The organism is Pseudophaeobacter sp., assembly GCF_039971195.1.
Classification (GTDB): domain Bacteria; phylum Pseudomonadota; class Alphaproteobacteria; order Rhodobacterales; family Rhodobacteraceae; genus Pseudophaeobacter.
The window spans coordinates 16,281-39,763 of sequence record NZ_JBDWPJ010000110.1; the positions used below are offsets into that span (position 1 = coordinate 16,281).

The 23,483-nt window shown below is 59.4% G+C and carries 27 protein-coding genes and 1 pseudogene; 14 read left to right on the plus strand and 14 right to left on the minus strand.

Features of this window, described 5'->3' with window-relative positions:
• The first annotated feature begins 119 nt into the window (after positions 1 to 119).
• Positions 120 to 1,973, plus strand: a complete 1,854-nt coding sequence (gene aspS / locus ABJP42_RS09805; RefSeq protein ID WP_348340129.1) for an aspartate--tRNA ligase — start codon at positions 120 to 122, stop codon at positions 1,971 to 1,973.
• 262 nt (positions 1,974 to 2,235) lie between these two features.
• Here aspS and ABJP42_RS09810 read toward each other — a convergent pair whose 3' ends face one another.
• Complete coding sequence (locus tag ABJP42_RS09810; RefSeq protein ID WP_348340130.1) at positions 2,236 to 2,382, minus strand: hypothetical protein; 147 nt, start codon at positions 2,380 to 2,382, stop codon at positions 2,236 to 2,238.
• Between the two features lie 2 nt (positions 2,383 to 2,384).
• Positions 2,385 to 3,104, minus strand: a complete 720-nt coding sequence (locus ABJP42_RS09815) for a response regulator (RefSeq protein WP_348340131.1) — start codon at positions 3,102 to 3,104, stop codon at positions 2,385 to 2,387.
• A gap of 229 nt (positions 3,105 to 3,333) precedes the next feature.
• Between ABJP42_RS09815 and mce the strand changes: the two genes are divergently transcribed.
• Entirely contained in the window at positions 3,334 to 3,738 is a 405-nt protein-coding gene (mce, locus tag ABJP42_RS09820; protein ID WP_348340132.1) for a methylmalonyl-CoA epimerase, read from the plus strand.
• A gap of 60 nt (positions 3,739 to 3,798) precedes the next feature.
• The gene (locus ABJP42_RS09825) at positions 3,799 to 4,074 is read left to right on the plus strand and encodes a DUF1467 family protein (protein WP_348340133.1); all 276 of its coding nucleotides are present in this window, start codon (positions 3,799 to 3,801) and stop codon (positions 4,072 to 4,074) included.
• Positions 4,075 to 4,368: 294 nt separating this feature from the next.
• On the opposite strand, the gene ABJP42_RS09830 is transcribed toward ABJP42_RS09825, so the two are convergent.
• A complete protein-coding gene (locus ABJP42_RS09830) occupies positions 4,369 to 5,061 on the minus strand; it encodes an EI24 domain-containing protein (RefSeq protein WP_348340155.1) in 693 nt (230 codons plus the stop codon).
• Entirely contained in the window at positions 5,058 to 5,636 is a 579-nt protein-coding gene (locus ABJP42_RS09835) for a nitroreductase family protein (protein WP_348340134.1), read from the minus strand. Before ABJP42_RS09835 ends, ABJP42_RS09830 begins: the two co-directional genes overlap by 4 nt.
• Before the next feature lie 220 nt (positions 5,637 to 5,856).
• Between ABJP42_RS09835 and ABJP42_RS09840 the strand changes: the two genes are divergently transcribed.
• The gene (locus ABJP42_RS09840) at positions 5,857 to 6,144 is read left to right on the plus strand and encodes a DUF167 domain-containing protein (protein WP_348340135.1); all 288 of its coding nucleotides are present in this window, start codon (positions 5,857 to 5,859) and stop codon (positions 6,142 to 6,144) included.
• Positions 6,145 to 6,161: 17 nt separating this feature from the next.
• Here ABJP42_RS09840 and ABJP42_RS09845 read toward each other — a convergent pair whose 3' ends face one another.
• Positions 6,162 to 6,401: a DUF8831 family protein gene (locus tag ABJP42_RS09845; protein ID WP_348340136.1), complete on the minus strand. Its 240-nt coding sequence runs from the start codon at positions 6,399 to 6,401 to the stop codon at positions 6,162 to 6,164.
• A gap of 181 nt (positions 6,402 to 6,582) precedes the next feature.
• Here ABJP42_RS09845 and ABJP42_RS09850 point away from each other — a divergent pair, with 181 nt between their 5' ends.
• From ABJP42_RS09850 to ABJP42_RS09870, 5 genes are all read left to right on the plus strand, one after another.
• Positions 6,583 to 7,323 (plus strand): M48 family metalloprotease, encoded by a 741-nt coding sequence (locus ABJP42_RS09850; RefSeq protein ID WP_348340137.1) that lies wholly within the window; start codon positions 6,583 to 6,585, stop codon positions 7,321 to 7,323.
• Positions 7,324 to 7,357: 34 nt separating this feature from the next.
• On the plus strand, positions 7,358 to 7,741 hold the full coding sequence (locus ABJP42_RS09855; protein ID WP_348340138.1) for a YigZ family protein: 384 nt from the start codon (positions 7,358 to 7,360) through the stop codon (positions 7,739 to 7,741).
• A gap of 78 nt (positions 7,742 to 7,819) precedes the next feature.
• Complete coding sequence (locus tag ABJP42_RS09860; RefSeq protein ID WP_348340139.1) at positions 7,820 to 8,083, plus strand: DUF6455 family protein; 264 nt, start codon at positions 7,820 to 7,822, stop codon at positions 8,081 to 8,083.
• 84 nt (positions 8,084 to 8,167) lie between these two features.
• Positions 8,168 to 8,461, plus strand: a complete 294-nt coding sequence (locus ABJP42_RS09865) for a DUF6455 family protein (protein WP_348340140.1) — start codon at positions 8,168 to 8,170, stop codon at positions 8,459 to 8,461.
• Positions 8,462 to 8,501: 40 nt separating this feature from the next.
• Complete coding sequence (locus tag ABJP42_RS09870; protein WP_348340141.1) at positions 8,502 to 8,783, plus strand: DUF6455 family protein; 282 nt, start codon at positions 8,502 to 8,504, stop codon at positions 8,781 to 8,783.
• A gap of 324 nt (positions 8,784 to 9,107) precedes the next feature.
• Here ABJP42_RS09870 and rimO read toward each other — a convergent pair whose 3' ends face one another.
• Positions 9,108 to 10,514, minus strand: a complete 1,407-nt coding sequence (gene rimO / locus ABJP42_RS09875) for a 30S ribosomal protein S12 methylthiotransferase RimO (RefSeq protein ID WP_348340142.1) — start codon at positions 10,512 to 10,514, stop codon at positions 9,108 to 9,110.
• A gap of 444 nt (positions 10,515 to 10,958) precedes the next feature.
• Here rimO and ABJP42_RS09885 point away from each other — a divergent pair, with 444 nt between their 5' ends.
• Positions 10,959 to 12,896, plus strand: coding sequence for an AsmA family protein (locus ABJP42_RS09885; RefSeq protein WP_348340143.1), 1,938 nt, complete (start codon positions 10,959 to 10,961; stop codon positions 12,894 to 12,896).
• Between the two features lie 214 nt (positions 12,897 to 13,110).
• On the opposite strand, the gene ABJP42_RS09890 is transcribed toward ABJP42_RS09885, so the two are convergent.
• Genes ABJP42_RS09890 through ABJP42_RS09905 form a run of 4 tightly spaced genes read right to left on the minus strand, consistent with a single transcriptional unit; the run spans position 13,111 to position 17,822 of the window.
• Entirely contained in the window at positions 13,111 to 14,607 is a 1,497-nt protein-coding gene (locus tag ABJP42_RS09890) for a phosphomannomutase/phosphoglucomutase (protein ID WP_348340144.1), read from the minus strand.
• A gap of 22 nt (positions 14,608 to 14,629) precedes the next feature.
• Entirely contained in the window at positions 14,630 to 15,463 is an 834-nt protein-coding gene (gene kdsA / locus ABJP42_RS09895) for a 3-deoxy-8-phosphooctulonate synthase (protein ID WP_348340145.1), read from the minus strand.
• Positions 15,464 to 15,466: 3 nt separating this feature from the next.
• Positions 15,467 to 17,185, minus strand: coding sequence for a KpsE/RkpR family capsule polysaccharide export protein (locus ABJP42_RS09900; RefSeq protein WP_348340146.1), 1,719 nt, complete (start codon positions 17,183 to 17,185; stop codon positions 15,467 to 15,469).
• Positions 17,163 to 17,822, minus strand: a complete 660-nt coding sequence (locus ABJP42_RS09905; protein ID WP_348340147.1) for an ABC transporter ATP-binding protein — start codon at positions 17,820 to 17,822, stop codon at positions 17,163 to 17,165. The genes ABJP42_RS09900 and ABJP42_RS09905 overlap by 23 nt, the downstream gene beginning before the upstream one ends.
• A gap of 338 nt (positions 17,823 to 18,160) precedes the next feature.
• Between ABJP42_RS09905 and ABJP42_RS09910 the strand changes: the two genes are divergently transcribed.
• Positions 18,161 to 18,751 (plus strand): uracil-DNA glycosylase family protein, encoded by a 591-nt coding sequence (locus ABJP42_RS09910; protein ID WP_348340148.1) that lies wholly within the window; start codon positions 18,161 to 18,163, stop codon positions 18,749 to 18,751.
• Positions 18,748 to 19,551, plus strand: coding sequence for an SseB family protein (locus ABJP42_RS09915; RefSeq protein ID WP_348340149.1), 804 nt, complete (start codon positions 18,748 to 18,750; stop codon positions 19,549 to 19,551). Before ABJP42_RS09910 ends, ABJP42_RS09915 begins: the two co-directional genes overlap by 4 nt.
• A gap of 180 nt (positions 19,552 to 19,731) precedes the next feature.
• On the opposite strand, the gene yghU is transcribed toward ABJP42_RS09915, so the two are convergent.
• A complete protein-coding gene (yghU, locus tag ABJP42_RS09920; RefSeq protein ID WP_348340150.1) occupies positions 19,732 to 20,613 on the minus strand; it encodes a glutathione-dependent disulfide-bond oxidoreductase in 882 nt (293 codons plus the stop codon).
• 289 nt (positions 20,614 to 20,902) lie between these two features.
• Between yghU and ABJP42_RS09925 the strand changes: the two genes are divergently transcribed.
• The gene (locus ABJP42_RS09925) at positions 20,903 to 21,421 is read left to right on the plus strand and encodes a YHS domain-containing (seleno)protein (RefSeq protein ID WP_348340151.1); all 519 of its coding nucleotides are present in this window, start codon (positions 20,903 to 20,905) and stop codon (positions 21,419 to 21,421) included.
• Positions 21,422 to 21,485: 64 nt separating this feature from the next.
• Here the strand turns inward: ABJP42_RS09925 and ABJP42_RS09930 are convergent, their stop codons facing one another.
• Together ABJP42_RS09930 and ABJP42_RS09935 are read right to left on the minus strand one after the other, a co-directional pair.
• Positions 21,486 to 22,499, minus strand: a complete 1,014-nt coding sequence (locus tag ABJP42_RS09930) for a zinc-binding alcohol dehydrogenase family protein (protein ID WP_348340152.1) — start codon at positions 22,497 to 22,499, stop codon at positions 21,486 to 21,488.
• A 16-nt stretch (positions 22,500 to 22,515) separates the two neighbouring features.
• Positions 22,516 to 22,803: a putative quinol monooxygenase gene (locus ABJP42_RS09935; RefSeq protein WP_348340153.1), complete on the minus strand. Its 288-nt coding sequence runs from the start codon at positions 22,801 to 22,803 to the stop codon at positions 22,516 to 22,518.
• Between the two features lie 93 nt (positions 22,804 to 22,896).
• Here ABJP42_RS09935 and ABJP42_RS09940 point away from each other — a divergent pair, with 93 nt between their 5' ends.
• Positions 22,897 to 23,259: a winged helix-turn-helix transcriptional regulator gene (locus tag ABJP42_RS09940; RefSeq protein WP_348340154.1), complete on the plus strand. Its 363-nt coding sequence runs from the start codon at positions 22,897 to 22,899 to the stop codon at positions 23,257 to 23,259.
• A 144-nt stretch (positions 23,260 to 23,403) separates the two neighbouring features.
• On the opposite strand, the pseudogene ABJP42_RS09945 reads toward ABJP42_RS09940, so the two are convergent.
• A pseudogene (locus ABJP42_RS09945) lies at positions 23,404 to 23,483 on the minus strand (GcrA family cell cycle regulator); the annotation flags it as partial.

Genomic DNA, 23,483 nt, shown 5'->3' on the forward strand with positions numbered 1-23,483 from the left:
GCGCCGCAACCCTGTGTATCGGCCCAGACGAATTCTGCGCCGTTTTCGCGTGCTCTTGCGCGCGTGGTCCAAATGACGGCCCGACCAGAGACTAGACCCGCATACCGAAAGGTCACGCCATGCACGCCTATCGCAGCCATACCTGCGCCGAACTGAACAAATCCAACGTCGGCGACACCGTGCGCCTCTCGGGCTGGGTTCACCGAGTCCGAGATCACGGTGGCCTTTTGTTCATCGATCTGCGCGACCACTATGGCATCACTCAGGTGATGGCAGACCCGGACAGCCCGGTCTTTGCCGAGATCGAAAAGGTCCGTTCTGAATGGTGTATCCGCATCGACGGCAATGTGCTGGCCCGCGACGAGAGCCTGGTCAACGACAAGCTGCCCACCGGTGAAGTCGAAGTCTTCATCCGCGACATCGAAGTGCTGGGCAAGGCTGAAGAGCTGCCCCTGATGGTCTTTGGTGAGCAGGAATACCCGGAGGAAACCCGCCTGCGCTATCGCTACCTCGACCTGCGCCGCGAGAAGATGCAAGCCAACATGTTGCTGCGTTCCAACATGGTGTCGTCTATCCGCAAGCGCATGTGGGACAAGGGCTTCAACGAATACCAGACCCCGATCATCACCGCTTCCTCGCCTGAAGGCGCGCGTGACTTCTTGGTGCCTTCGCGTCTGCACCCCGGCAAATTCTACGCCCTGCCTCAGGCGCCACAGCAGTTCAAACAGCTGATGATGGTCTCGGGCTTTGACAAATACTTCCAGATCGCGCCCTGTTTCCGCGATGAAGACCCGCGCGCCGACCGTTCGCCCACCGATTTCTACCAGCTCGACCTGGAAATGTCCTTTGTCACCCAGCAGGATGTTTTTGACACCATCCAGCCGGTGATGCAGGGCGTGTTCGAAGAATTCGGCGGCGGTCGCAAGGTCGACAGTGAATGGCCGCAGATCTCCTACCGCGATGCGGCGCTCTGGTATGGCAGCGACAAGCCCGACCTGCGCAACCCGATCAAGATGCAGGTGGTCTCCGAACACTTTGCCGGGTCCGGCTTTGCCATCTTTGCCAAACTGCTTGAACAAGAGGGCACCGAAGTCCGTGCCATTCCCGCCCCCAAAGGCGGCAGCCGCAAGTTCTGCGACCGGATGAATGCCTTTGCACAAAAAGAAGGCCTGCCCGGCATGGGCTATATCTTCTGGCGCAAACAGTCGCCCGACAGCATTGCCCAGGAACGCGGCATCACCGTGAAAGAGGTCAACGCCCTGGTCAAATCCGGCGAGATCACCCTCGGCAATGAGGCCGCAGGACCACTGGCCAAGAACATCGGCCCCGAGCGCACCGAGGCGATCCGCCAGCAGCTGGGGCTTGAGGTCGGCGATGCCGCCTTCTTCCTGGGTGGTAAACCCAAAGCCTTTGAAGGTGTTGCAGGCCGGGCCCGCAATGTCATCGGCGAAGAGCTGGGCCTCACCGACAAAGATCGCTTTGCCTTTGCCTGGATCGTCGATTTCCCGATCTATGAGGCCGACGAGGAAACCGGCAAGATCGACTTTGAACACAACCCCTTCTCGATGCCGCAGGGCGGTATGGAGGCGCTTGAGGGCAATCCGCTCGAGGTGCTGGGCTACCAGTATGACCTGGCCTGCAATGGTTACGAGCTGGTCTCTGGCGCGATCCGGAACCACCGGCCCGAAATCATGTTCAAAGCCTTTGAAATTGCCGGCTACGGCAAGAACGAGGTGGAGAAACGTTTTGGCGGTATGGTCAATGCCTTCCAATACGGCGCTCCGCCCCACGGTGGCTGCGCCGCCGGTATCGACCGGATGGTGATGCTGCTGGCCGATGAGGCCAATATCCGCGAGGTCATCATGTTCCCGATGAACCAGCGCGCCGAAGATCTGATGATGTCGGCGCCTTCCGAACCGATGTCTGACCAACTGATGGAGCTGGGCCTGCGGGTGATCCCTCAGGATCAGTAAGGCGCATCGCATGTGACACCTTCGCCCTCCGAGAGCCCTCTCGGGGGGCTTTTTATGCGCGCCAACGCGGTCATCCCTGCCCCGCTCAGGGGGGCTGCGTCTTTCATTTGGCCAAAAAAATTATCCCGGGGGAGCGCCTTTGGCGTGGGGGCAGAGCCCCAAGTATGCGGGTTTTCCCGGATGTATCATCGCCAGATAGGCCTGTTTCAGGATGCATCTTGGCGACAGGCTCAGACCTGGAGCTCCGGCCTGACGTTGTCGTTTAGTGATCGCTGGGATGGATCAGCAGCGAATGGCTTGGGTCGCGGGCATTATCGCGGTTGCGCCGGATGATCCGGGCGCTATTGCGCGCCTGCAGATAGAGCACAATGGCCAGGGTTGCCAGAGAGGTTACGAGGATTTCGACCATTGTCAGATGGCGATCTTTCGTTCCAGGCGTTCCTGCACCAGCCCGGCAATCAGGGCTGCATCACTGGCGACCGGGCGGCCTTCGGATCTGGCGCGGGCCAGATTATCCGCAGCCTTGGCCAGCGGGCCATCGCCGGCGCTGCGGGCCACACCACCAACAAACTGTGCCAGATAGTCCAGGGTTTTCTCTTCCTGGCTGTCGTTCAACACATCTGCTGCATGGGCCATATCGTCGAGAAAGGCGAGCGGGTCAGGTTCAACAGTTTCATCGCTGACCTGACGTGGGCCAGTGGGCTGACGATCATCTGGCAGGCGCGACAGAATGGCGTTCTGAAAGGCGGCCAGCGAGGTGATTGGTTTGGCAAGGAAACCATCGGCGCCGGCTTCGAGCGTGGCTTCTTCGGTGTTTTCATCACCTGATATGGCAAGAATGATCCGCACCCGTGGGCGGGCCTCGTTCATTTCCTTGATCAGATCCAGCCCGGAACCATCCGGCAGTCCCACATCTGCAATCACCACCGAGGGGCGGTAGACCTGCAGGTGACGGCGCGCAGATTTTAGACAATCGGCCCGTCGAATACGCGCCCCGCTGCGCAGGCACAGCAGGCGCAGGGCCTCGCAGGCATAGCGGCTGTCTTCGATGACCAAAATGGTCAGCCCCAACAGCGGTCGGCGGGCACTTGGCAATCTTTGGGCGGCTGCAAACAGTTCCGAATCGTCCATAACTCATACTCCTAGCGGGATACCCAGAGACGCTATGAATTTGAGGCTAATTCGAAGTTAACAGCCCATGGGAGGTGCTCCTGAGGGCCGCAGGTGGAGAACAAATGTGGTGGCCCTCGGGAGAAACCTCGCGTGATAACAGAGGCTGGGCGCATTGGCGCACTTGCGAAGCGGGGTGGGTTTTGCCCATAAGGCTGCAACAGACGCATAGCCGAGGAAAAACCAGATCATGATTGGACGCCTGAACCACGTCGCCATAGCCGTTCCCGACCTAGAGGCCGCTTCGGCCCAGTATCGCAGCACCCTGGGGGCCAATGTTGGCGCGCCGCAGGATGAGCCGGATCACGGGGTGACGGTGGTCTTTATCGAGCTGCCCAATACCAAAATCGAGTTGCTCTACCCTTTGGGTGAAAACTCGCCGATCAAGGGGTTTCTGGAAAAGAATCCGGCCGGCGGTATTCATCATATCTGCTACGAGGTAGATGACATTCTGGTGGCGCGGGATCATCTGCTGGCCGAGGGCGCCCGGGTTCTGGGCAGTGGCGAGCCAAAGATCGGCGCCCATGGCAAGCCGGTTTTGTTCCTGCACCCAAAAGATTTCAACGGCTGCCTGGTCGAACTCGAACAGGTTTAACAGCCTACCTGGCCCCCACGGTAGAGGCGGGGGCCAGGGTCCATGCAAGGATAGAGACCTATGGCAATTACTTCAGGGCTGGTACTGTTTGCAGTGATCTGGTTTTTGACCTTTCTGGTCATCATCCCGATCCGCATCGAGACCCAGGGCGACAAGGGCGTGATCGAACCCGGCACCCATGCGGGCGCGCCCGAGAACCACTATCTCAAGCAAAAGGCGCTGATCACAACGGGAATCTCTTGTCTGTTGTGGTTGGTCCTTGCCGGCATCATCTTGTCGGGTGCGATTACTGTGAATGATTTTGACTGGTTTGACCGGCTGCCTGATCCTGAGTGACGGGATTGCCTGGTCAATGGGCTAGCCTGCGCTACAGGCCACAGATTGGCACAGACAATAGAAGAGGTAGAGGCGAGCGCTCCCGCCCGTCGGCATCCTTTTTGACAAAAGATCACCTCCCCTTGGGCCCGGCAGCGTGCCAAAGGCGCGCTGCCGGGCCCAAGGCCGCCAAGGGGTTTCGGCTTTGCCGAAGCACCTGCGGGGGCGGGAGGGTTTGGACTCCCCTCTCAAAAGTGGCCAGGGCTGAAGCCATAGCGGCCATGGGGCACATGCCGGGGGTCGGACCCTACTGCGTCAGCCCTCGCGCCAGAGCGCGTGAAAAATATGGGTAAAGGTCGCCGCGCCCAGGATGGGGATCACCAGGTTGACCAGTGGGATCGAGAGCGGCATCGCCATCAGGATCCCTGCCATCCAGATTGTTCCACCATGTTTGCGACGCATCTTTCTGGCCTCGACGGGGCCAAGGCGACGGCTGGCGGCAAGGGTGAAATACTCACGCCCCAGCAAAAATCCGTTGAGGGCCCAGAAAATGAATGGCGCGGCGGGGGGGAACATCGCGTAGAGGATCAGCGCCAGAATATTTGCTGCCATCAGCACGCCGAGGAAATTCACTGTATCTTTTAGGGCCGTCCACAGGGGCACCGGCGCGACCTCAGGCAGATGCGGAAAGTGTTTGTCTTCGACCGCCTGGGCCACATCATCGAGAAACATCGAGGTAATGGCCGAGGCCACCGGCACCATCAGGAAGACCGAGAGGAACATCATCAGCAGTATCGCGCCCGCTGAGAAGAGATCGCCCAGCCAGGTGACTTCACCCACCAGGGGCAGGTGAAGCGAGCCTGAGGTGACCCATTGCACCAGCAGCAGAAAGCCTACTGTCGCAGAGACCAGGAGCGCCAGGGTCAGCCCAATGCCGAGAAACAGAACCCGGCGAAATCGAGGATCGCCGGTCTGGTTCAGGGTCTTGAAAAAGCAGTCAAAAATCATTCGGTCATCCATGTTGTCAGCAGCGAAAGGTCCGGCCGGGGACGTTCGGGCGGCTTGGGGCCCTCGGTGGCGATATGCACGATACCGGCGATGCGTTCATTGTCGGCCAGGGCAAAACCTGCCTGGCAGAAGCCACGATCGTGGCTGGCCCAGCCCGACAGCCAGTTGGCGCCCCAGCCCGCTGCCAGCGCGGCATTGACCAGAGCCAGACAGGCAGCCCCTGCGCTGTAGCTTTGCTCGATGGCGGGGACCTTGGGGCTGTCTTTTTGTACTTCGACCACCACTACAGCCAGATGGCCAAGCTCAAATTGGCTGCGGGCCTTGGTTATGTCGTCGTCTGATTTGCCCAGCCTGATCCCGGCAGATTCGGATAGATCTGCGAGCCGCGCCATCGCTGGCTTTTCGACCACGACAAAGCGCCAGGGCTCCAGCTTGCCATGATCCGGGGTGCGGGCGGCGGCGGTCAGCAAGGGCATCAGCTCGTCCCGTGTTGGCGCGGGCGCCACCAGGGTTTTGGCCGGGCGGGACCGGCGCGACTGCAGGAAGGCGAGGGCCTCATCATTGCGTTGTGTCATATGTAAAGCCTTTTTACATCAATGCCGACTATCTCGGCTCCGCTGGGTGGAAAATCAAGAGGCAGTAGCAAACTGACCTCGAATTCTGCCTGTTTGCGGCCTTCTTACCAAGCGAGGCACGAGATGTCCCGCTTTTGGGGGCTTAGGTTTTGAGCTTTTGCAATTCCCCGGTTGATTTGCCTGTAGCCAACAGCTGGGGGAGCGGGCATGCATAGCTCCTATGGGGAAGCCAAAACAAAAAGACCTGCCAGATCTGTGCCATCTGGCCTTTGCAGACAGCATGATCGCGGTGAAGGCTGTGCCAAAGGCCTCATCCAATGCCGTCATCGTAGAAAAAGGTCAGGTAAAGATCACGGTGACTGCTGCCCCAGAACAGGGCAAGGCGAGCGAAGCCGTCAGGCAACTTTTGGCCAGGGCCATGGGCGTTGCGCCCTCTCATCTGGAGCTGCGCCAGGGCAAGACCACGCGCCACAAGCTGTTTGCCTATATTGGTCCGCAAGCGCAATAGTGTGATCAGATACAGGATCAGGTCTTGTCCTTGACCAGACGATAGACCCCTTCGGGCAGATCCAGCGCTGCGGCAAGGTCACGTACCTGGATCGCAGAGAGGGTGATTTTCTGAACCATATCAGTGCGCGGATCCAGCTGTTCGATGGTGACGCACTCGGCAAAGGCGTTGAGCGTGACATCTTCCAGCAGCGGGCTGTCGCCCTCATCCACAAGGGTCACAGCGGTGCAGTCAAATTCATGTTCGATGCTAAACATACTCAGAAGTCTGCCCGCTTTCTCAATCGCTTGCAAGTCGGCGGATAGAACGCCCACGGGTTGAAGCCGCGGCAGGTAACCGTCTCAGCGTGAATTTGCCACTGCCCTGCAAATACCAACCCTGAGTGTACCTTGCTTAGATTGCGGGCTATGATCGAGCAAGATTTTCGGGGAAATTCCAATGCGCCATCTTAGCCTGAAGCCACTTTTTGCCCTATCGCTGCTCGCTCTGGCGGGCTGTGGCGTCGACTATGAGCTGGCGCCACCTCCGGCCTCGTCAACTGCGGTGCAACCGGCGGCGCGCAAAGCATCAGCTATGGCACCGGGGCAGGCACGTCAGGCCTTTGCGGCAGTGACCCGCAACGTTGAACCGGTGGCCGAACGCAGCTGCCGCGAGATGACCTCGGGGGTGAATTGTGACTTCCTGATCCAGATACACCCGGATGCCAAAGCGCCGCCCAATGCCTATCAAAGCCTGGACCGATCGGGGCGGCCAGTGATCACCTTTACTCAGGCGATGCTGGGCCAGATCGCCAATCGCGACGAGCTGGCCTTTGTGATGTCGCATGAGGCAGCGCATCACATTCGCGGCCACCTGGCCCGGCAAAGCCAGAATGCCGCGCTGGGTGCAGTGCTATTGGCTGGTCTGGCCACGGCGGCAGGGGGCTCGGCGGCAGATGTCTCGGTGGCGCAGGACATTGGCGCTGGTGTTGGCGCCCGCAGCTATTCCAAGAATTTTGAGCTGGAGGCCGATCAGCTTGGCACTGTGATCACCCATAAGGCGGGGTACCGTCCCAGTGTCGGGGTGCTGTTCTTTCAGCGTCTGCCGGATCCGGGCGATCAGTTTTTGGGGACCCATCCGGCGAATCCTGACCGGGTGCGGGTGGTGCAGCAGACCATCGACCGTTATGGGTTGAATTGACCTCTGACTTTTGCCCAAACGGAACCACGCCACTATGCGCCCTTCGGATGAGACTTCCCTCTCCCTTTGTAAACTGGGAGTCGTCCTGACCGACCGTGGGTCCCGCTATGCGGTGACGGGCGCGTGCGTCACCTCCCGTGCTGAGGTTGATCAGGTGCTGGCAAGCCTGAAAAGTGATCGCAGCTATGCCAAGGCAACGCATAATACCTGGGCAGCGCTGCTGCCAACAGGCGGGCTCAAGGCTGATGATGGCGAGTCCGGCGCGGCAATGGTGATCCTGCGGATGCTGGAACGCGAAGGGCTGCGCGACCATATCGTGATCGTAACACGCTGGTATGGCGGCAAAAAACTAGGAGGAGATCGGTTTCGCCGGGTTCAGGACGCGGTGCGCGCCTATCTGGATCAATACCCCGGCTGACCCTCGTTGATCTGCATCAAGGCTTTTTTCCACGTCAGCCCGTAGCACTGTTCTATCAGCCTATGCGGGAGAAGATCTGTGCGCGACCTTGTTACTCTCAAAAAACACGCTGCTCTGTTTGATGGCATGAGCCAGGCTCTGGGATTGGACCTCGAGGAGGAGGCGATCGCTGGCCGGTTGCAATTTGACGAGATTTCCGAGGCGGTGCTGCGCTGCAGTCGCTGTGCCCACCCTGGTCCTTGCGCGACGCAATTATCCTCGGGCGCTACTGATCTGGCAATGGCCCCGGACTATTGTCGCAACAGCGATCTCCTCGGGTTTTTGCAAGACACCACTGTTTAGCCCCGCAAAAGGCCCCCTTGGCCAAGGCGGTTCGACCCCTGAGTGGGCACCATTGCCATTGGCCGCAAGTTGAGGAGTATTCCGATGCAGCCTCTTGGCGATGCAATGCACCATCTGCAACTTTTGGCCCGCATGGGGAAAACCCTGGGCGCGGATCTGGTAGAGGCCTTCGAGAAGGGCGAGATCAGCGCCGAGGATTGGGCTGAGATGATCACCTCATGTCGGGGCTGTGAAACGCCAGAGGGTTGTCGGCACTGGTTGGAGGCGCAGGAGCGGAGAGCGGAGCGCACTGCGGGCGCTGAGGCCCCGATGCCGCCGCACAGTTGTTGCAATGCTGCACGCCTGATGCAGCTGCGCAGGGATGCGACAAAAGCCTGAGGACGGGCAAAGAGGCCAAGGGAGCCGGAAGGGGCAGTGGATGAGAGACTGGCAGGTTGAGCGGGGATCTTTGGGAGATTTCAACCGGCATTTCTGGCAGCTGCGCGCCGTCGCAAAACTGGCCGGGGCGGATCTGGGGGATGCCATGCGCGAAGGGCGCATTTCGACGGGCGACTACGCGGCAATGGTGACCCGCTGCCGCAGCGCCAACTGCCTGCAGGCCTGTGTGCAATGGCTGGCTAATCCAGCCGCTACCAAAGGCGACATCCCGGAGTTCTGCCTCAACCGACCGGCCTTGGAACAGCTGCGCGCCCGAGGGTAGGACCAGCCTACCAAAAGCTAGGTTCCAGAAAATCGGAGTGGCTTTCACAGATCCGCCACTGCCACCGGCTCAACACCTTGCTTTCAGTCCACAGTCAAAGACTGTGGAGCGCCGGGACCGCCCGTCAAACCAAAGGTTTGCCTCTGGAAAAGGGGCGGCCGCTTTGCTTTCTTCCCTCGGTCCGGGCTGAAGTGTGAAATGGCCAATAGTGGGATCTGAGCGGGTGAATACGGGCTCCGCCCGTAGGTTCGGGAATTGATCCTAGGGGGCGTTTCTATCCAGGGCTCCGCTCGCAATTGGTTGAAATGAACCCTCGGACCATTTCTAGGAGGCCACACGCCCCCAAAGATCATAATCGCCGGCCTCGTCCACTTCGACCGTGACCAGATCACCAACCGAGAGACCTTGGGTGTCTTCGTCGATGAACAGGTTGCCGTCAATCTCGGGCGCGTCGGATTTGGTGCGGCAGGTGGCGATGCCGTCTTCGTCGATGTCATCAACAATGACCTGACAGACTTGGCCGACCTTGGCCTGCAACTTGGCCTCGGAAATGGCCTGGGCCTTTTCCATGAACCGCTCCCAGCGCTCTTGCTTTACCTCTTCCGCCACATGATCGGGCAGGACGTTTGATCGCGCGCCATCGACGTTTTCGTATTTGAAACAGCCCACCCGGTCCAGCTGCGCCTCATCCATCCAGTCCAGCAGATGCTGGAACTCGGCCTCGGTCTCTCCCGGGTAGCCGACGATAAAGGTCGAGCGCAGGGTGATATCGGGGCAGATCTCGCGCCAAGCGGCGATCTCGGTCAGGGTTTTGGCGGTATGTGCCGGGCGCGCCATGCGTTTCAGCACATCCGGGTGCGAATGCTGGGAGGGGATATCCATATAGGGCAGCAGCGCATTGTCCGGGTCCGCCATCAGCGGGATCAGCTCGCGCACATGCGGGTAGGGGTAGACATAGTGCAGCCGGACCCAGAGCTCATCCGCCGGGGCCAGTTTGCCCAGCTCGCGGCTCAGATCCAGAATATGGCTGCGCACTTCGCCATCGTTCCAGGGGTTCACGTCATATTTGCGATCCAGCCCATAGGCCGAGGTATCCTGTGAGATCACCAAAAGCTCGCGCACGCCGGCCTTGACCAGCTTGTCAGCTTCGCGCAGCACCGCATGGGCTGGGCGTGAGGCCAGCTTGCCGCGCATATCGGGAATGATGCAGAATTTGCACTTGTGGTTGCAGCCTTCCGAGATCTTCAGATAGCTGAAATGGCGCGGGGTCAGTTGCACGCCGGTGGCGGGCAGGAGATCAATAAAGGGGTTGGGATCGGCCGGTACGGCGGCATGCACCGCGTCCAGCACCTGCTCATATTGGTGCGGGCCAGTGACGGCGAGAATGCGCGGGTGATGCTCGCGGATGTAATCCGGCTCGGCGCCGAGACAGCCGGTGACGATGACCTTGCCGTTTTCCTTCAGGGCCTCACCGATGGCCTCAAGGCTTTCGGCCTTGGCACTGTCGAGGAACCCACAGGTATTGACGATCACCGCATCGGCGCCCGCGTAGTCAGGCGAGATGCCGTAGCCCTCGGCCCGCAGCCGGGTGAGGATGCGCTCGCTATCCACCAGGGCCTTGGGGCAGCCAAGCGAGACCATGCCAAGCGTTGGCTGGCCGGCGCGCGGGGTATCCCCCATCAGGGCTTTTGGGGCGAGGTCGGGGCGGAGTTCTGGCGGATTGCTGGTCATGAGCGCGCATATAACAGGAATGGGCGAGGAGGCAAGAAAAACGGCCGCGCAAAGCGTTCAGCCACTCCTCGCACAAAGGCAGCTGGCAAGCACTCATTGTTCAGACGAGAGGCCGGGCAAGGCCCTTCCATCGGGCTTTTGCCGCGCCACTGGCCCGACGGCCCCTCCCGTGACTTGGCTGCACAATGCACTTACAGGCTGTGCTAATGAGGTCATGTTCGGCAGGCTCATGGATTGGTGGCGCGTAGCAATATGTTCCGACACTTTCCCAAAGGCCTTCCTGTCCACAATCGCCCAGGCAGCTTTCGTCATTTACCGGTTATGAGCTCTTAGCCTAGACCCCGGCGCCAGTGTTTTGCCCCAGTCAAGCATTGCGCCCTCCTTTTGAGCAGGTAAGCTGGGTGCAGACCCCGAGAACAGGGGAAAGACATGAGGAGCGGGCTGATGAAGCTGATTTTGCGGATTTTTGGGGCCTTGGTGGCGACCCTGGTGGTTTTGGTCGTGGTGCTGTTTATGCTGCCAGGCGAAAAGGTCGCCGGATTGGCGGCAGATCAGCTTGAGGCCCAAACCGGCCGCAAGCTGACCTTTCATGGAAAGGTGCGGTTTTCCCTTTGGCCGGTTCTTGGGGTGAAATCTGACGGGGTGTCGCTGTCCAATGCACCCTGGGCGGGTCCCGAGCCAATGTTGACCGCAGAGCGGCTGTCGATTGGCATTTCTGCCGGGGATTTGTTGCGTGGCAAGGTGCGGGTAACCGAAGTTTCTGCCGTACTGCCTCATCTGAATCTGTCGGAAGGGCCGGATGGTCAGGGAAACTGGGTTTTGGCCGGGGGCGATGAGGCCGCGACTGCTGCAGCGATTGCGCCGGAGAACCAGGCGGCTGTTCTGCCCATCAGTATTGAGAAACTCACCCTGACAGGGGCCTCGATGCAGTATCAGCCACGCGTGGGCGCGCCGGTAGAGATGTCAGCAGTAGACATAGTGCTGCGCTGGCCCGATCCCAGCGGCACGGTGAATATGGATCTGACCCTGCGTCCCAAAGGGGAGCCAATGCAGGTTGAGGCCGAAATTGGGACTTTTGCGGCGTTTTTGAACGGAGCGGTGTCTTCGGTTGGCGCTTCTGTCGTGGCTGAGGGGGGCTTTGTTCGGTTTGATGGCCGTGCCGATCTGACCGGGGCGGCAACCGGGCGGGTAACGGCTAAGACCACCGATACCAGCGCTTTCCTTGCGGTTCTGGGCCAGCCGGGGATCGCGCTGCCAAAGGGGCTGGGTCAAAAGGTAACCATAGGGGCGGATGCCACCTATACCAATGATGCCCGTCTGGCGCTGCGGGATATGACGCTGGATCTGGATGGCAATGCGTTGGAGGGGGCGATGGATCTTGCCTTTACCGAGGTGCCGCAGGTCACGGCGCAGCTGAATGGCGGTGATCTGGCCATTGCGGGGCTTGTCGGCAGTACTTCCTCTGATGGTGCTGCGGGAGCTGGCGCAGCTTCTTCGGGCTGGTCGCAGGAGGTGATTGATGCCTCAGCCCTGGGGCTGGCGAATGGCACGGTGGTGCTCAGCTTTCGCAGTCTGTCAGCGGCGGGCTATGAATTTGGCGCCAGCAAGCTTTCCCTGTCGCTGGATCGGTCGCGGGCGGTGCTGAAACTGCAACCGGCGGCGCTGTTTGGCGGCACGGTTCAGGGGCAGGTGGTGGCGAACAACCGCAATGGGTTTTCGGCTGGGGGTCGGCTCAGCTACCGCGGGGTGCGGTTGGAGCAGGCGCTGGGACAGATCATGGAATATGACCGCTTGAATGGCGAGGCGCTGGGAGAGCTGGAGTATCTGGCTTCTGGAAATTCTTTGGATGCTTTGATGCGGTCGTTGTCAGGGAAAGGGTGGCTGGAGGTCAGTAAGGGCTTTTTCTCTGGCTTTGATCTGGAAGCCTTGATGCGTTCCGGCCAGGGCAATGGCGGCAGCACGGTGTTTGACCAGTTGACTGGCAGCTATGTGATCGAGGGCGGCAATCTGCAGAACGAAGATCTGCTGGTGACTCTCAAAGGGCTGCGCGCGGATGGCGCGGGCCGGATCGGGCTTGGGGCGCAGGATCTCGACTATCGCTTTGCGCCGACAATTGCCGGCGCCAATGGCGGCGCCGGGCTGACCATTCCGGTTGCCATCACTGGCCCCTGGGCTGATCCGAAGATCCGCCCGGATCTGGAAAACGCCCTGCAGCCGGAGATTGATGCAATTGAAGAGGAAGCCAAGGATCAGCTGCGCGAGAAATTAAGCGAAGAGCTGGAAGTGGAGATCGCCCCGGAACAGGACCTGAACCAGGTGATCCGCGATCGCATCGAACAAGAGGCCAAGGATCAGTTGCAGCGCCTATTGCTGGGCGATTGACCCCTAGAGGGCAGAGCTGCGCGTTTCTGAGATTTCGCCAGAAGTCTGTTGAGAGTTTTCTTGGCTAAATTGGCTCGCCCAGGGGCGAGACAGGTTTGCAAGAAAAGCCGGGGCCCGCCGATAGGCGGGCCCGGGTCGCCTGCCACAAGGCAGGGGAAACACTTAGATCGGGCCAGCTTGGCTCGGTCAGATTAATCAGGTCAGGTTGACCGGATCAGATGGTCTGGTCGTAGTCACCCACCAGAGGTTCGGTTCGGATCACTGCGTCGATATCGGCAAATATGGCGCGCATTTCGTCTTCGCTCGCGGAGCTTTCGCAGACCACAACCAGGTTTGGCGTGTTGGAAGAGGCCCGCACCAGCCCCCAGGAGCCATTGTCGAGGATCACCCGGGCGCCATTGACCGTCACAACCTCTTTGATGGCACGTCCTGCCAAGGTTTCTCCGGCTTCATGTTTGGCGACGAGTTTGGCCACCAGCCGCTCCAGCACCGCGTATTTTTCGGTGTCGGCACAGTAGGGCGACATGGTTGGGGTCGACCAGGTCTTGGGCAGGGCTTTGCGCAGGTCCGACATCGACATATCGGGGTTGCGCTCCATCAGCTTGCAGATCTCCACCGCGACGCGCATGCCGCAGTCGTAGCCGCGCCCGACAGGTTCCGCGAGAAAATAGTGACCGGATTTCTCAAAGCCGGCCAGGGCACCGATTTCCTTTACCCGGCGCTTCATGTGGCTGTGACCGGTCTTCCAGTAGTCGGCGGTGACGCCGTTTTTCTGCAGCTCAGGATCCGAGGCAAAGAGTCCGGTGGATTTGACGTCTGCCACAAAGGTTGCATTGGGATGGAGCTTGCTCAGATCCCGCGCCATGATGACGCCGACCTTGTCGGCAAAGATCTCTTCGCCCTCGTCATCCACCACGCCGCAACGGTCACCGTCGCCGTCAAACCCCAGGGCCATATCAGCGCCCGAGGCTTTGACGCTGGCCGACATGTCGTGCAGCATTTCCATGGCTTCGGGGTTGGGATTGTAATGGGGGAAGGTGTAATCCAGCTCGTTATGGCTGGGCACAACCTCGACGCCGATACGTTCAAACAGCTCAGGCCCAAAGGCGGCAGCGGTGCCATTGCCAGTGGCGCAGACCACCTTGAGCTTGCGGGTCATTTTGAAATCCCCCACCAGATCGTCGAGATAGGCTTCCTTGACCCCATCGACGAACTCATAGGAGCCACCCGGGCGGGGTTCGCCCTCGCCGTTCAAGACGATGTCGCGCAGCTCTGACATTTCATCCGGGCCGTGGGTCAGCGGGCGCTCAAAACCCATTTTAACGCCGGTCCAGCCATTGGGGTTATGGCTGGCAGTGATCATGGCAACCGCAGGCACATCCAGGTGAAACTGGGCAAAATAGGCCATGGGAGAGACCGCAGGGCCGATATCCTTGACCTGAATGCCGGCCTGCATCAGGCCCAGAATGACCGCCTGTTTGATCGCCAGAGAATAATCGCGGTAGTCATTGGCCACGGCAATCACGGGTTCGATACCGCGGCGGTGCATCTGGGTGCCAAGGCCAAGGCCAAGGGCGGTCATGCCAGGCAGGTTGATTTCCTCGGGGTACTTCCATCGCGCGTCATATTCTCGAAAACCGGTTGGGGTGATCATCGGGTCGCGCAAAAAATTCCAGGTGTTTGGCTGCACCGGGGAGCTTGGCTTTTTCATCTCAAAAAAATCCCTTTGGGGGTCAAATGGAAATCGGGTTGGCTTTGGCGAGGGCGTCGAAGGCCATAAGCGTTTCAATGAGTTGGGGCATCTGATTCAGGTAAATCATATTGGGACCGTCACAGGGTGCATTATCCGGATCTTCATGGGTCTCCATAAAGACCGAGGCAATACCGGTTGCGACAGCGGCGCGGGCCAGAACCGGGGCAAATTCGCGCTGGCCACCCGAGGCTCCGCCCAAGCCACCGGGCTGGGCCACCGCATGGGTCGCGTCCATTACCACCGGATAGCCAGTGCGGGCCATTTCCGGCAGGCTCTGCATATCGACCACCAGACGGTTGTAACCAAAGGAGACGCCGCGCTCGGTCAGCATGATCCGCTCGTTGCCAGTGCTTTCGATCTTGGCCACCACATTGGGCATATCCCAAGGCGCCAGGAACTGGCCTTTTTTGACGTTGATCACTGCACCAGTGTGCCCGGCCGCCAGCAAGAGCGAGGTCTGACGGCACAGGAAAGCCGGGATCTGCATGATATCGACAACTTCGGCCACAGGCACGCAATGATCAGCTTCGTGGATATCCGTCAGCACCGGCACGCCGATGCTGTCTTTGACAGATTGCAGAACCTCCAGACCCTTTTCCAGTCCAAGTGCAGGCTTGGCATTGATCGAAGTGCGGTTGGCCTTGTCGTAAGAGCCTTTGAAGACATATTGCGCCCCGGCCTTGTCGCAGGCTTCTTTGAGGGTACCTGCAATCATCTGCGCGTGATCGGCGCTCTCCAGCTGGCAGGGGCCAGCCAGAATGGTCAGGGGGCGATCATTGCCAATGGTGAGGTCGGCGACTTGGATGTTTTTCATGACTTACGATGAAACCTGTTCCCGGAGAATGGATGCTGTGAGTGAACACAACAGGTAGATACCGGAAAAGATCAGGAATGCCAAAATCGTATTTTCGAATTTGCGCGGATATGTCGGCTCTTCGCTGGCCACGGGGGCCACGGCGGTGGTCAGATAGCGCACCTGACGGTTGGCCTCCATGCGGGTTGATTCCACTTGCTGCAAAGCCGATTGAAGCATCAGATCGCGGGTCGCCAGATCAGCCTGGGCCATCTGGATTTGCACCCGGTGATTGGCAAGCGAGTTTTCGCCTTCGGAGGCATCGGTCATCCGGTCATTGAGCCGATCGATCACAACGCGCAGCCGATTGATGTCTGCTTCGACGCCTGCGACCTTGGCGCGGTTGGGCCGGGCATTGTCCTTCAGGGCGGCCAGCTCTAGCTCTTTTTGCTGCAACTCGATCTCAAAGGTGTTGATCTGCGAGCGCAGGGACAGGATGACCCCTTCGGGATCCAGCACCATGCCGTCCTGTTGCAGCTCCACCAAATGGCGCTGAGCATCGCGGCGCTTGGTTTCTGCCAGCTCCAGTGCGGCCTCAGATTCGCTCACCTGATCCGTCCGTTTTTGCTCGGACAGGCTGTTGACCTCTTCCTGAGCATAGCTGATCAGACGGCGGGAAAATTCGGCAGAGACCTCAGGGTCGGCAGCTGAGACCTCCATGCGCACCACGCCTTCGGTGGGGTCATAGCCGATCTTCACGTTGCGTTTATAGGTCTTATAGGCCTCTTCGTTGGTTGGATCCGGGTTCAACCGTTGGATTGGATCAATCCAGGACTGGGTGAAATGGGATTTGAACCCCATTTCCTGGTCCAGCCGCAGCATCGCCACTTTGGACTGCAGATAGCCCTGCACCGCGATAGAATCCTGGCTGGTGGCAAACTGGGTGCCGCTGAGCAAACCGCTGACCGCGCCGGCGCCATCTGCCTTGAGCACCAGGAATTCGGATTTGGTTGCATACATCGGGGTGGCGACGACGTAGAAAAAATAGCCGGTGATAATGGTGGGCAGCATCACAAAGAAGGCTAGCCGCGCCATCAACAGGGTGAGCTTGCGACGGCGGCGTTTGGCGATGTCGCGCTGGATGTCCTGGATTTCGCGATTTCGTCGCTCCGCCGGGCTCAGATCGGTGGAGGGCAGGTTGGTTTTGGCGGCTGGCACGGTTTGTGGCAGCTGCACTTTGTTGCCCACGGCCGGGGTGTTGTCAGGTTGGGCTTTGTTTTGCGGTACCACCAGTTCAAGCATATTGGCACGTTTGAACGGATCGATGCCTTTTTCGCGCAACAGTCTTACGGCGTCAAAATCTGAGGTGGCCGGCAGGTCGTGTTTTTGCGCCACGCGCCGGGCCATGCGCAGCTGGCGCCCCGTGAGCCCCTCGCGGCGAATGGCGTCCATATCTGTTTCGAGATTGGTTTCGCGGGCCGAACTGACCTGACCAGACAGCGCCTTGTTTGCCTTTGCTGGTGGCGCGACGGGAGTTGCCTTGGCGGCAGCGGCCGTGGCTTCTGCCCCCGGCGTCGGCTGTGGCGGCTGGGCTTGGGCCGAGGCGCTGGCCGCACCGGCACTGCTTTGCACATCGGGGGCTGGTACCGGGCGTGCGGTCGCGGCCTCCCCGGATGAGGTGGCTGTCGGGCTCGCCGGGTTGCGGCGAATTCTGAATTTTTTAGCCTTGGGTTTGATAGTCATAGAGCTGTTTCGCTTCTTCCAAGGTTTCAAACATGTTCAATTGCCCATCCAGCAGCACGGCTGCAGAGCGGGCAAATTTCTCCAGGGTCTTCGCCTGATGCGAGACAATGATGATTGTGGTGGTCTGCAGGCGCTCCTGCAGGATCGAGCCGGCTTTTTTGTTGAACTCCACATCGGTGGTGGAGGGCATGCCTTCGTCGATCAGATAGACATCAAAATCCAGCGCCAGCATCAGCGAAAAGCTGAACCGCGCCCGCATCCCCGACGAGTAGGTGCCAATCGGTTGGTCAAAATACTCGCCCAGGCCACAGAGCCAGCGGCAATAGGCTTCGACATAGTCGGGATCCAGCCCATAAAGGTTGGCAATGTAGCGGGCATTGGCCAGCGCCGAGAGGCGGCTGACCACGCCCCCCATAAAGCCAAGCGGGAAGGAGATCTTGCAGCCGCGGCGGATCTCGCCTTCGTCCGGTTTTTCCAGCCCTGCCATCATATTTATCAGCGTGGTCTTGCCGGTGCCATTGGGGGCCAGAATGCCAAGAGATTTGCCCAGCTCGACCCGAAAGGACACACGGTCTAGAATGACCTTGCGCTGGGTACCCGTCCAGAAGGACTTGCTGACATTTTCAAACTCAAGCATCGCTTGTTCCGGTGTTGCCTGTTGCTGCCCTGAGAAGAGGGGCTCGAAAAGTGGGGCTGGCTTCGTTTTGCGAGGCCTTGTTTGTCGGGAGGCAGGTTATCCCGTGTTTGTTAAGGGTATGGGCTTTGATTTGGGCTTTATTATGTCGAATTATGGCATAAATCCTCAACCATTGATTAACCATTCTGTCCAAAATCAGCGCCCTCTGCGCAGGAAACGATGCATCTTCTTGCTTTCTAACTGTTTTTCAAATGGAAACAATGGGGGCTTCTGTGGTGGCGGGTGGGTTGCTCTGCCATGCTGGGGCAGCGCGACGGAACACAAGGGAGAGATCTGAGGTGCAGGCAGAAAAGCTTTGCGAGGAAATTCGATCCTGCCGGATCTGTGCGGAGCGGTTTGCCGGAACCTTTACCCGGCATCAGCCCCGTCCGGTGGCCTGGTTTGGGTCGCGCGCACGTATCCTCATTGCAGGCCAGGCGCCCGGGTTGCGGGTGCATGAAAGTGGCCGCCCCTTTACCGATGCCTCTGGTGATCGTCTGCGGGACTGGATGGGGCTGGACACGGCGCAGTTCTATGATCGTGATCGTATCGCCATTGTGCCCATGGCCTTTTGCTTTCCCGGCTACAACAGTCAAAAATCTGACCTGCCGCCGCCGCCGATCTGCGCCCGGACCTGGCACAGCCGGGTGCTGGAAAGCCTGCCGGATATAGCGCTTACCCTGTTGGTTGGCGGACATGCGCAGGGGTTTCATCTTGGTGGTAAAGTGGCGGTCACCGAACGGGTATTGTCCTGGCGAGACCATGCGCCGCGCGTCTTTCCCTTGCCACATCCTTCTTGGCGCAATACCGGATGGTTGAAAAAAAATCCCTGGTTTGAAGCTGAGCTGTTGCTGGAGCTGCGGGGGCGGGTAAAGGAGCTGATGAAATGAGCGAGACGGGCCAGGAGAGCACCGCATTGGATCAGGCACATGCACTGATGCAGGCCAGTCCAGAAGATGATGCGGCGCGGTTGCGGTTCTATGAACGGCTGGCAGATAGCGAGCTGTTCATGATGCTCAGCGCCGAACCAGAGGGAGACCGGATCGCGCCCGAGCTGTTTGAAACCCCGGAGGGCCGGTTTGTTCTGGTGTTTGACCGCGAAGACCGGCTGGCGCAGTTTGCGGGCCGCGCGGTGCCCTATGCCGGTCTGGCAGGGCGTGGCGTCGTCGAGATGTTGGCCGGGCAAGGCATTGGCCTGGGGGTAAACCTAGAAGTGGCGCCGTCTTCAACACTACTGTCCGCAGAGGCGGTGGGCTGGCTGCATGAGACGCTGCAAAACGTGCCAGATCAGGTAGAGGCAGCTATTGAAGAGTTGCTGCCCCCTGCGGGCCTGCCGGAGGTCTTGTTGACGGCGCTGGATGCCAAGCTGGCCACCGCTGCAGGGCTGGCAAGTTCAGCCTACCTGGTGGCACTGCGCTATCAAGGCGGTGGTCAGGGGCATCTGCTGGGATTTGTGGATGCAGCTCCTGAAGCAGAAGGAGCCCTGGCCAAGGCCGTGAGCGAAGCGCTGACCTTTTCCGGTGTCGAAGCCGGGGCGCTGGATGTAGGTTTCTTTGCGGCCTCTGACCAGATGGGGGCCAGCCTGGCACGGGTGGGGTTGCGCTTTGACCTGCCGCAGCCGGAAGAACCCAAACTGTATCAGCCTAAAATTCCAGGTGGCGATCCGGAAAACCCACCAATCCTGAAGTAATATCCCTGGAGGTGCCATTTTTGGCTCCAGTCAAAAAAGGGGCTCTGCCCCCGTCTCCTTCGGAGCCTCCCCAAGTATCCTGGGGGTGAGCGCCCAAGCGCGAGGGGGCAAAGCCCCCTTGCACCCTGAGATTGGCACGCCGGTTTCTGCTGATAGGCGTCGGCGCGATCCAGCCCGAACCTAGCTGGCCTCTTCGGCAGGTTCCAATTTGTCCTGGGTCTTGGTGTCAAAATCGCCTGCATCATGGCGTTCGCGCAGTTGGGTGTGCAGCTCACCAAAAGCCCGGTTCACCATTCGCCCGCGACTGACGGCAGGGCGGGCGTCGATCTCTTTGGCCCAGCGCATGACGTGTTTGTAGCTTTCCACATCCAGGAATTCAGCAGCGCTATATAGACGGCCCAAAACGAGCTGGCCGTACCAGGGCCAGATCGCAATATCTGCGATGCTGTAGTCATCCCCAGCGATAAAGCGGGTTTCAGCCAGCTGCCGGTCCAGCACATCCAATTGACGTTTGGTCTCCATGGCAAAACGGTCGATGGGATACTGCCATTTTTCCGGCGCATAGGCGTAGAAATGACCAAAGCCGCCGCCAAGGTAGGGCGCACTGCCCATCTGCCAGAACAGCCAGTTCATCACCTCAGTGCGGGGAGCACCTTCTTTGGGCAGGAATTCGCCGAACTTCTCAGCCAGATGTACCAACATGGAACCGGATTCAAACACCCGCAGGGGGGCTTCGCCGGTGAGATCATGCAGGGCCGGGATTTTTGAATTTGGATTGATCGCCACAAAGTCAGAGCCAAACTGGTCGCCCTCACCGATGTTGATCAGCCAGGCGTCGTATTCAGCGCCACTATGGCCCGCTGCCAGCAGCTCTTCCAGCATCACCGTGACCTTGACCCCATTGGGGGTGGCTAGTGAATAGAGCTGGAAAGGGTGCTTGCCCACGGGCAGCTCCTTGTCGTGGGTGGCACCGGCAATGGGGCGGTTGATCGAGGCGAACTGACCGCCATTGCCCTTTTCCCAGGTCCAGACCTTTGGTGGGGTGTAGCTTGTATCAGTCATGTGGAAACCCTGTCTTTCATGCGTTGTTGGATCTGCCATCGGCGCGGGCGCTCTGGCAGAGTGTTCAGTGAAAATAGGCGGCTTGGCCAAAATTCCAATGACTGGAAGGTATGATCAGGCGATTTATTTGCGCAATCACAAAAATGTGGTCGTAAAACACAGTGGCGTGAGCCCCATTTCACCATAGGTGCGAAGGGGCTAGGCTTTGGCATGAGCCATAAACGCAGTGGCGTGATTATAGTGCCCGCAGTGCTTTTGAGACTGCGAACCAACCAGGAGAATGACACCGATGAAGCGATTTGCCTTTGCCACCCTTGCCGCCCTCAGCTTTGGCCTGCCGGCCCTTGCGGGCGAACAGTTTGTTGATCAGACCGGCTATGCGGTCTCAGGCTATGACGTTGTTGCCTATCGCAGCCTGAATCAGGTGGCTGTCGGAGCGGCGCAGCCAGCCGGAGTGCCCGGCAGCTCTGCTATCACCGCCGAATACAACGGTGCCAAATTTGCCTTCTCGAATGAGGAAAACCGGGCCAAGTTCCTGGAAAACCCAGCCTATTATGCGCCGCAATACGATGGCCACTGCGCCTATGGGGTCTCCAAGGGCGGCAAGGTGCCGGGCAATCCGAACCTCTGGCGTATTGTGGATGACCGGCTGTATCTGAATATCACCAAAAATGTGGTTGGTTTTTGGGAAGAGGATATCCCCGGCAATATCAATCTGGCCGAAGGCAACTGGCCCGGTATCGAGCCCAAGGATGCCTCGGGCAATCCAATCCCCAATTTCATCTCCCAAGCACCGAACAAGGGCTGAAGCCCGCCCGACTGCCATGGCCAAAAAGCAGAGAGCCGATCCTATGGGTCGGCTCTCTTGCGGTTTAAAACCCTTCCAGAACCAGCTTGCCTCGGGCGGTGCCGCTTTCCAGAATGGCATGGGCCTTTTTCAGGTTTTCGGCGGTGATCTGCCCCAGGGTATCGGTGGCGGTAGAGGTTACTTTCCCCTCGATCACCAGCTGCGCTACCGCATTGAGGATCTCACCCTGACGGGCCATATCCGGGGTCTCAAACAGCGACCGGGTGAACATCAGCTCCCAATGGGTTGAGATCGCCTTGGCCTTGAAGGGCATGATGTTCAGATCTTCCGGATCGTCAATCAGCCCAAAGCGCCCTTGGGGGGCGATGAACTCGGCAATCTGTTCGATGTATTGATGAGTATGGGTCGTCGAGAAGACAAAGCCCGGCGCAGCAAGACCTAGGGCTTCGATCTGCGGTGCCAGGGGGGATCTGTGGTTGATCACATGATGGGCCCCAAGGGATTTGACCCAGTCTTGTGTTTCCGGGCGCGAAGCAGTGGCAATCACGGTCAGGTCGGTGAGCGCCCGCAGCAGCTGAATGGCGATGGAGCCAACGCCTCCTGAGCCGCCGATGATCACCACGGCTCTGGTGGCACCGGGAACATCGGCTGTAACGTGCAGCCGGTCAAACAGCATCTCATGGGCCGTCAGAGTTGTGAGCGGCAGGGCGGCGGCCTGCGCGGCCGACAGGGTTTTGGGGGCATGGCCAACAATCCTTTCGTCCACGAGATGGTATTCGGCATTTGTGCCGGATCGGTTGATGGCCCCGGCATACCAAACCCTGTCACCGGGCTTGAACAGCCTGGTCTCTTCGCCGACCTCTACCACTTCGCCAACGGCATCCCAGCCAAGGATCGCGGCGGCGCCGTCTTCTGCCGGGCGAGACTGGCGGATTTTGAAATCCACCGGATTGACCGAAATGGCCTGAATTTTCACCAAGAGGTCTTTTCCCGAGGCCTTGGGGCGATCAAGGGTGAGGTCCACCAGCGCATCTGCCCGGTCGATGGTACCGGTTTTGTAATATCCAACAGCTTTCATGACAGTCTTCCTTGGCTTAACCGATTTGGGTCATTTCATTCAAAACAAAGGCTTCAACAGATTCTGAGGTGGCCTGCATATAGGCTGCGAGATGGGGCGTGTTCATGTGATCTTGCCACAGGGCGCGGCTCTCCCAACGTTCAAAGAACGCAAACAGGCGCGGGTTTTCGTTGTCCAGATGCAGATCGTAGCTCAGGCATCCGGGTTCGGCGCGGGTGATATCGATAAGCTTTTCCAACTCGGCGCGCACCAGACCTTCGTGGCCCGAGGCAGCGGTGATCTGTGCGAGGATGGTGAGGGACATGTCGTGCTCTCCTTTGACATTCAACTGAAATCCCTGCATGTAGCGGTACAGGCATTTTGGGCAATACGCACAAAAATGACAGGTAGGTACAAAATGGATACTGTGAATTCATCTCCCGGCGCCCAGGCGCGCTTTCAAAAATACTCTTGCAGCGAGGGCTGCCCGGTTGAGGCGGCGCTGGAGCAGATCGCCGGAAAATGGAAAGGGCTTATCATCTACCACCTGCTGGGTGAAACCCTGCGGTTCAACGAGCTCGCCCGGCGTATGGGGACGGTTACGCAGCGTAGCTTGACCAAACAGCTGCGCGAACTGGAGGCGGATGGCATTGTGCATCGCAAGGTCTACCCGGTTGTTCCGCCGCATGTGGAATACAGCCTGACCGACAAGGGCCATCGCCTGCGGGGGGTTATCGAGGCGCTACATGCCTGGGGAAGTGACTTCCGGCGACAAGACTAGCCGTCGCCTGACCTTTGCAAGGTGCTGGGTAGACCTGGAGCCCGTGCCTACAGCGCAAAGAAAAGCCCTGCGCCGGGTGGGGCGCAGGGCAATATCTGTTCGGCGTCTCGCGGGTGCCAAAGGCCGGAGGCCCTTGGGGCAATGTTACCGTTTGCGGTCGCGTCGCGCACTCATTGGCTGGAAGGCCACGCCGACATGGGCCTCGCAATAGGGTTTGCCCTGTT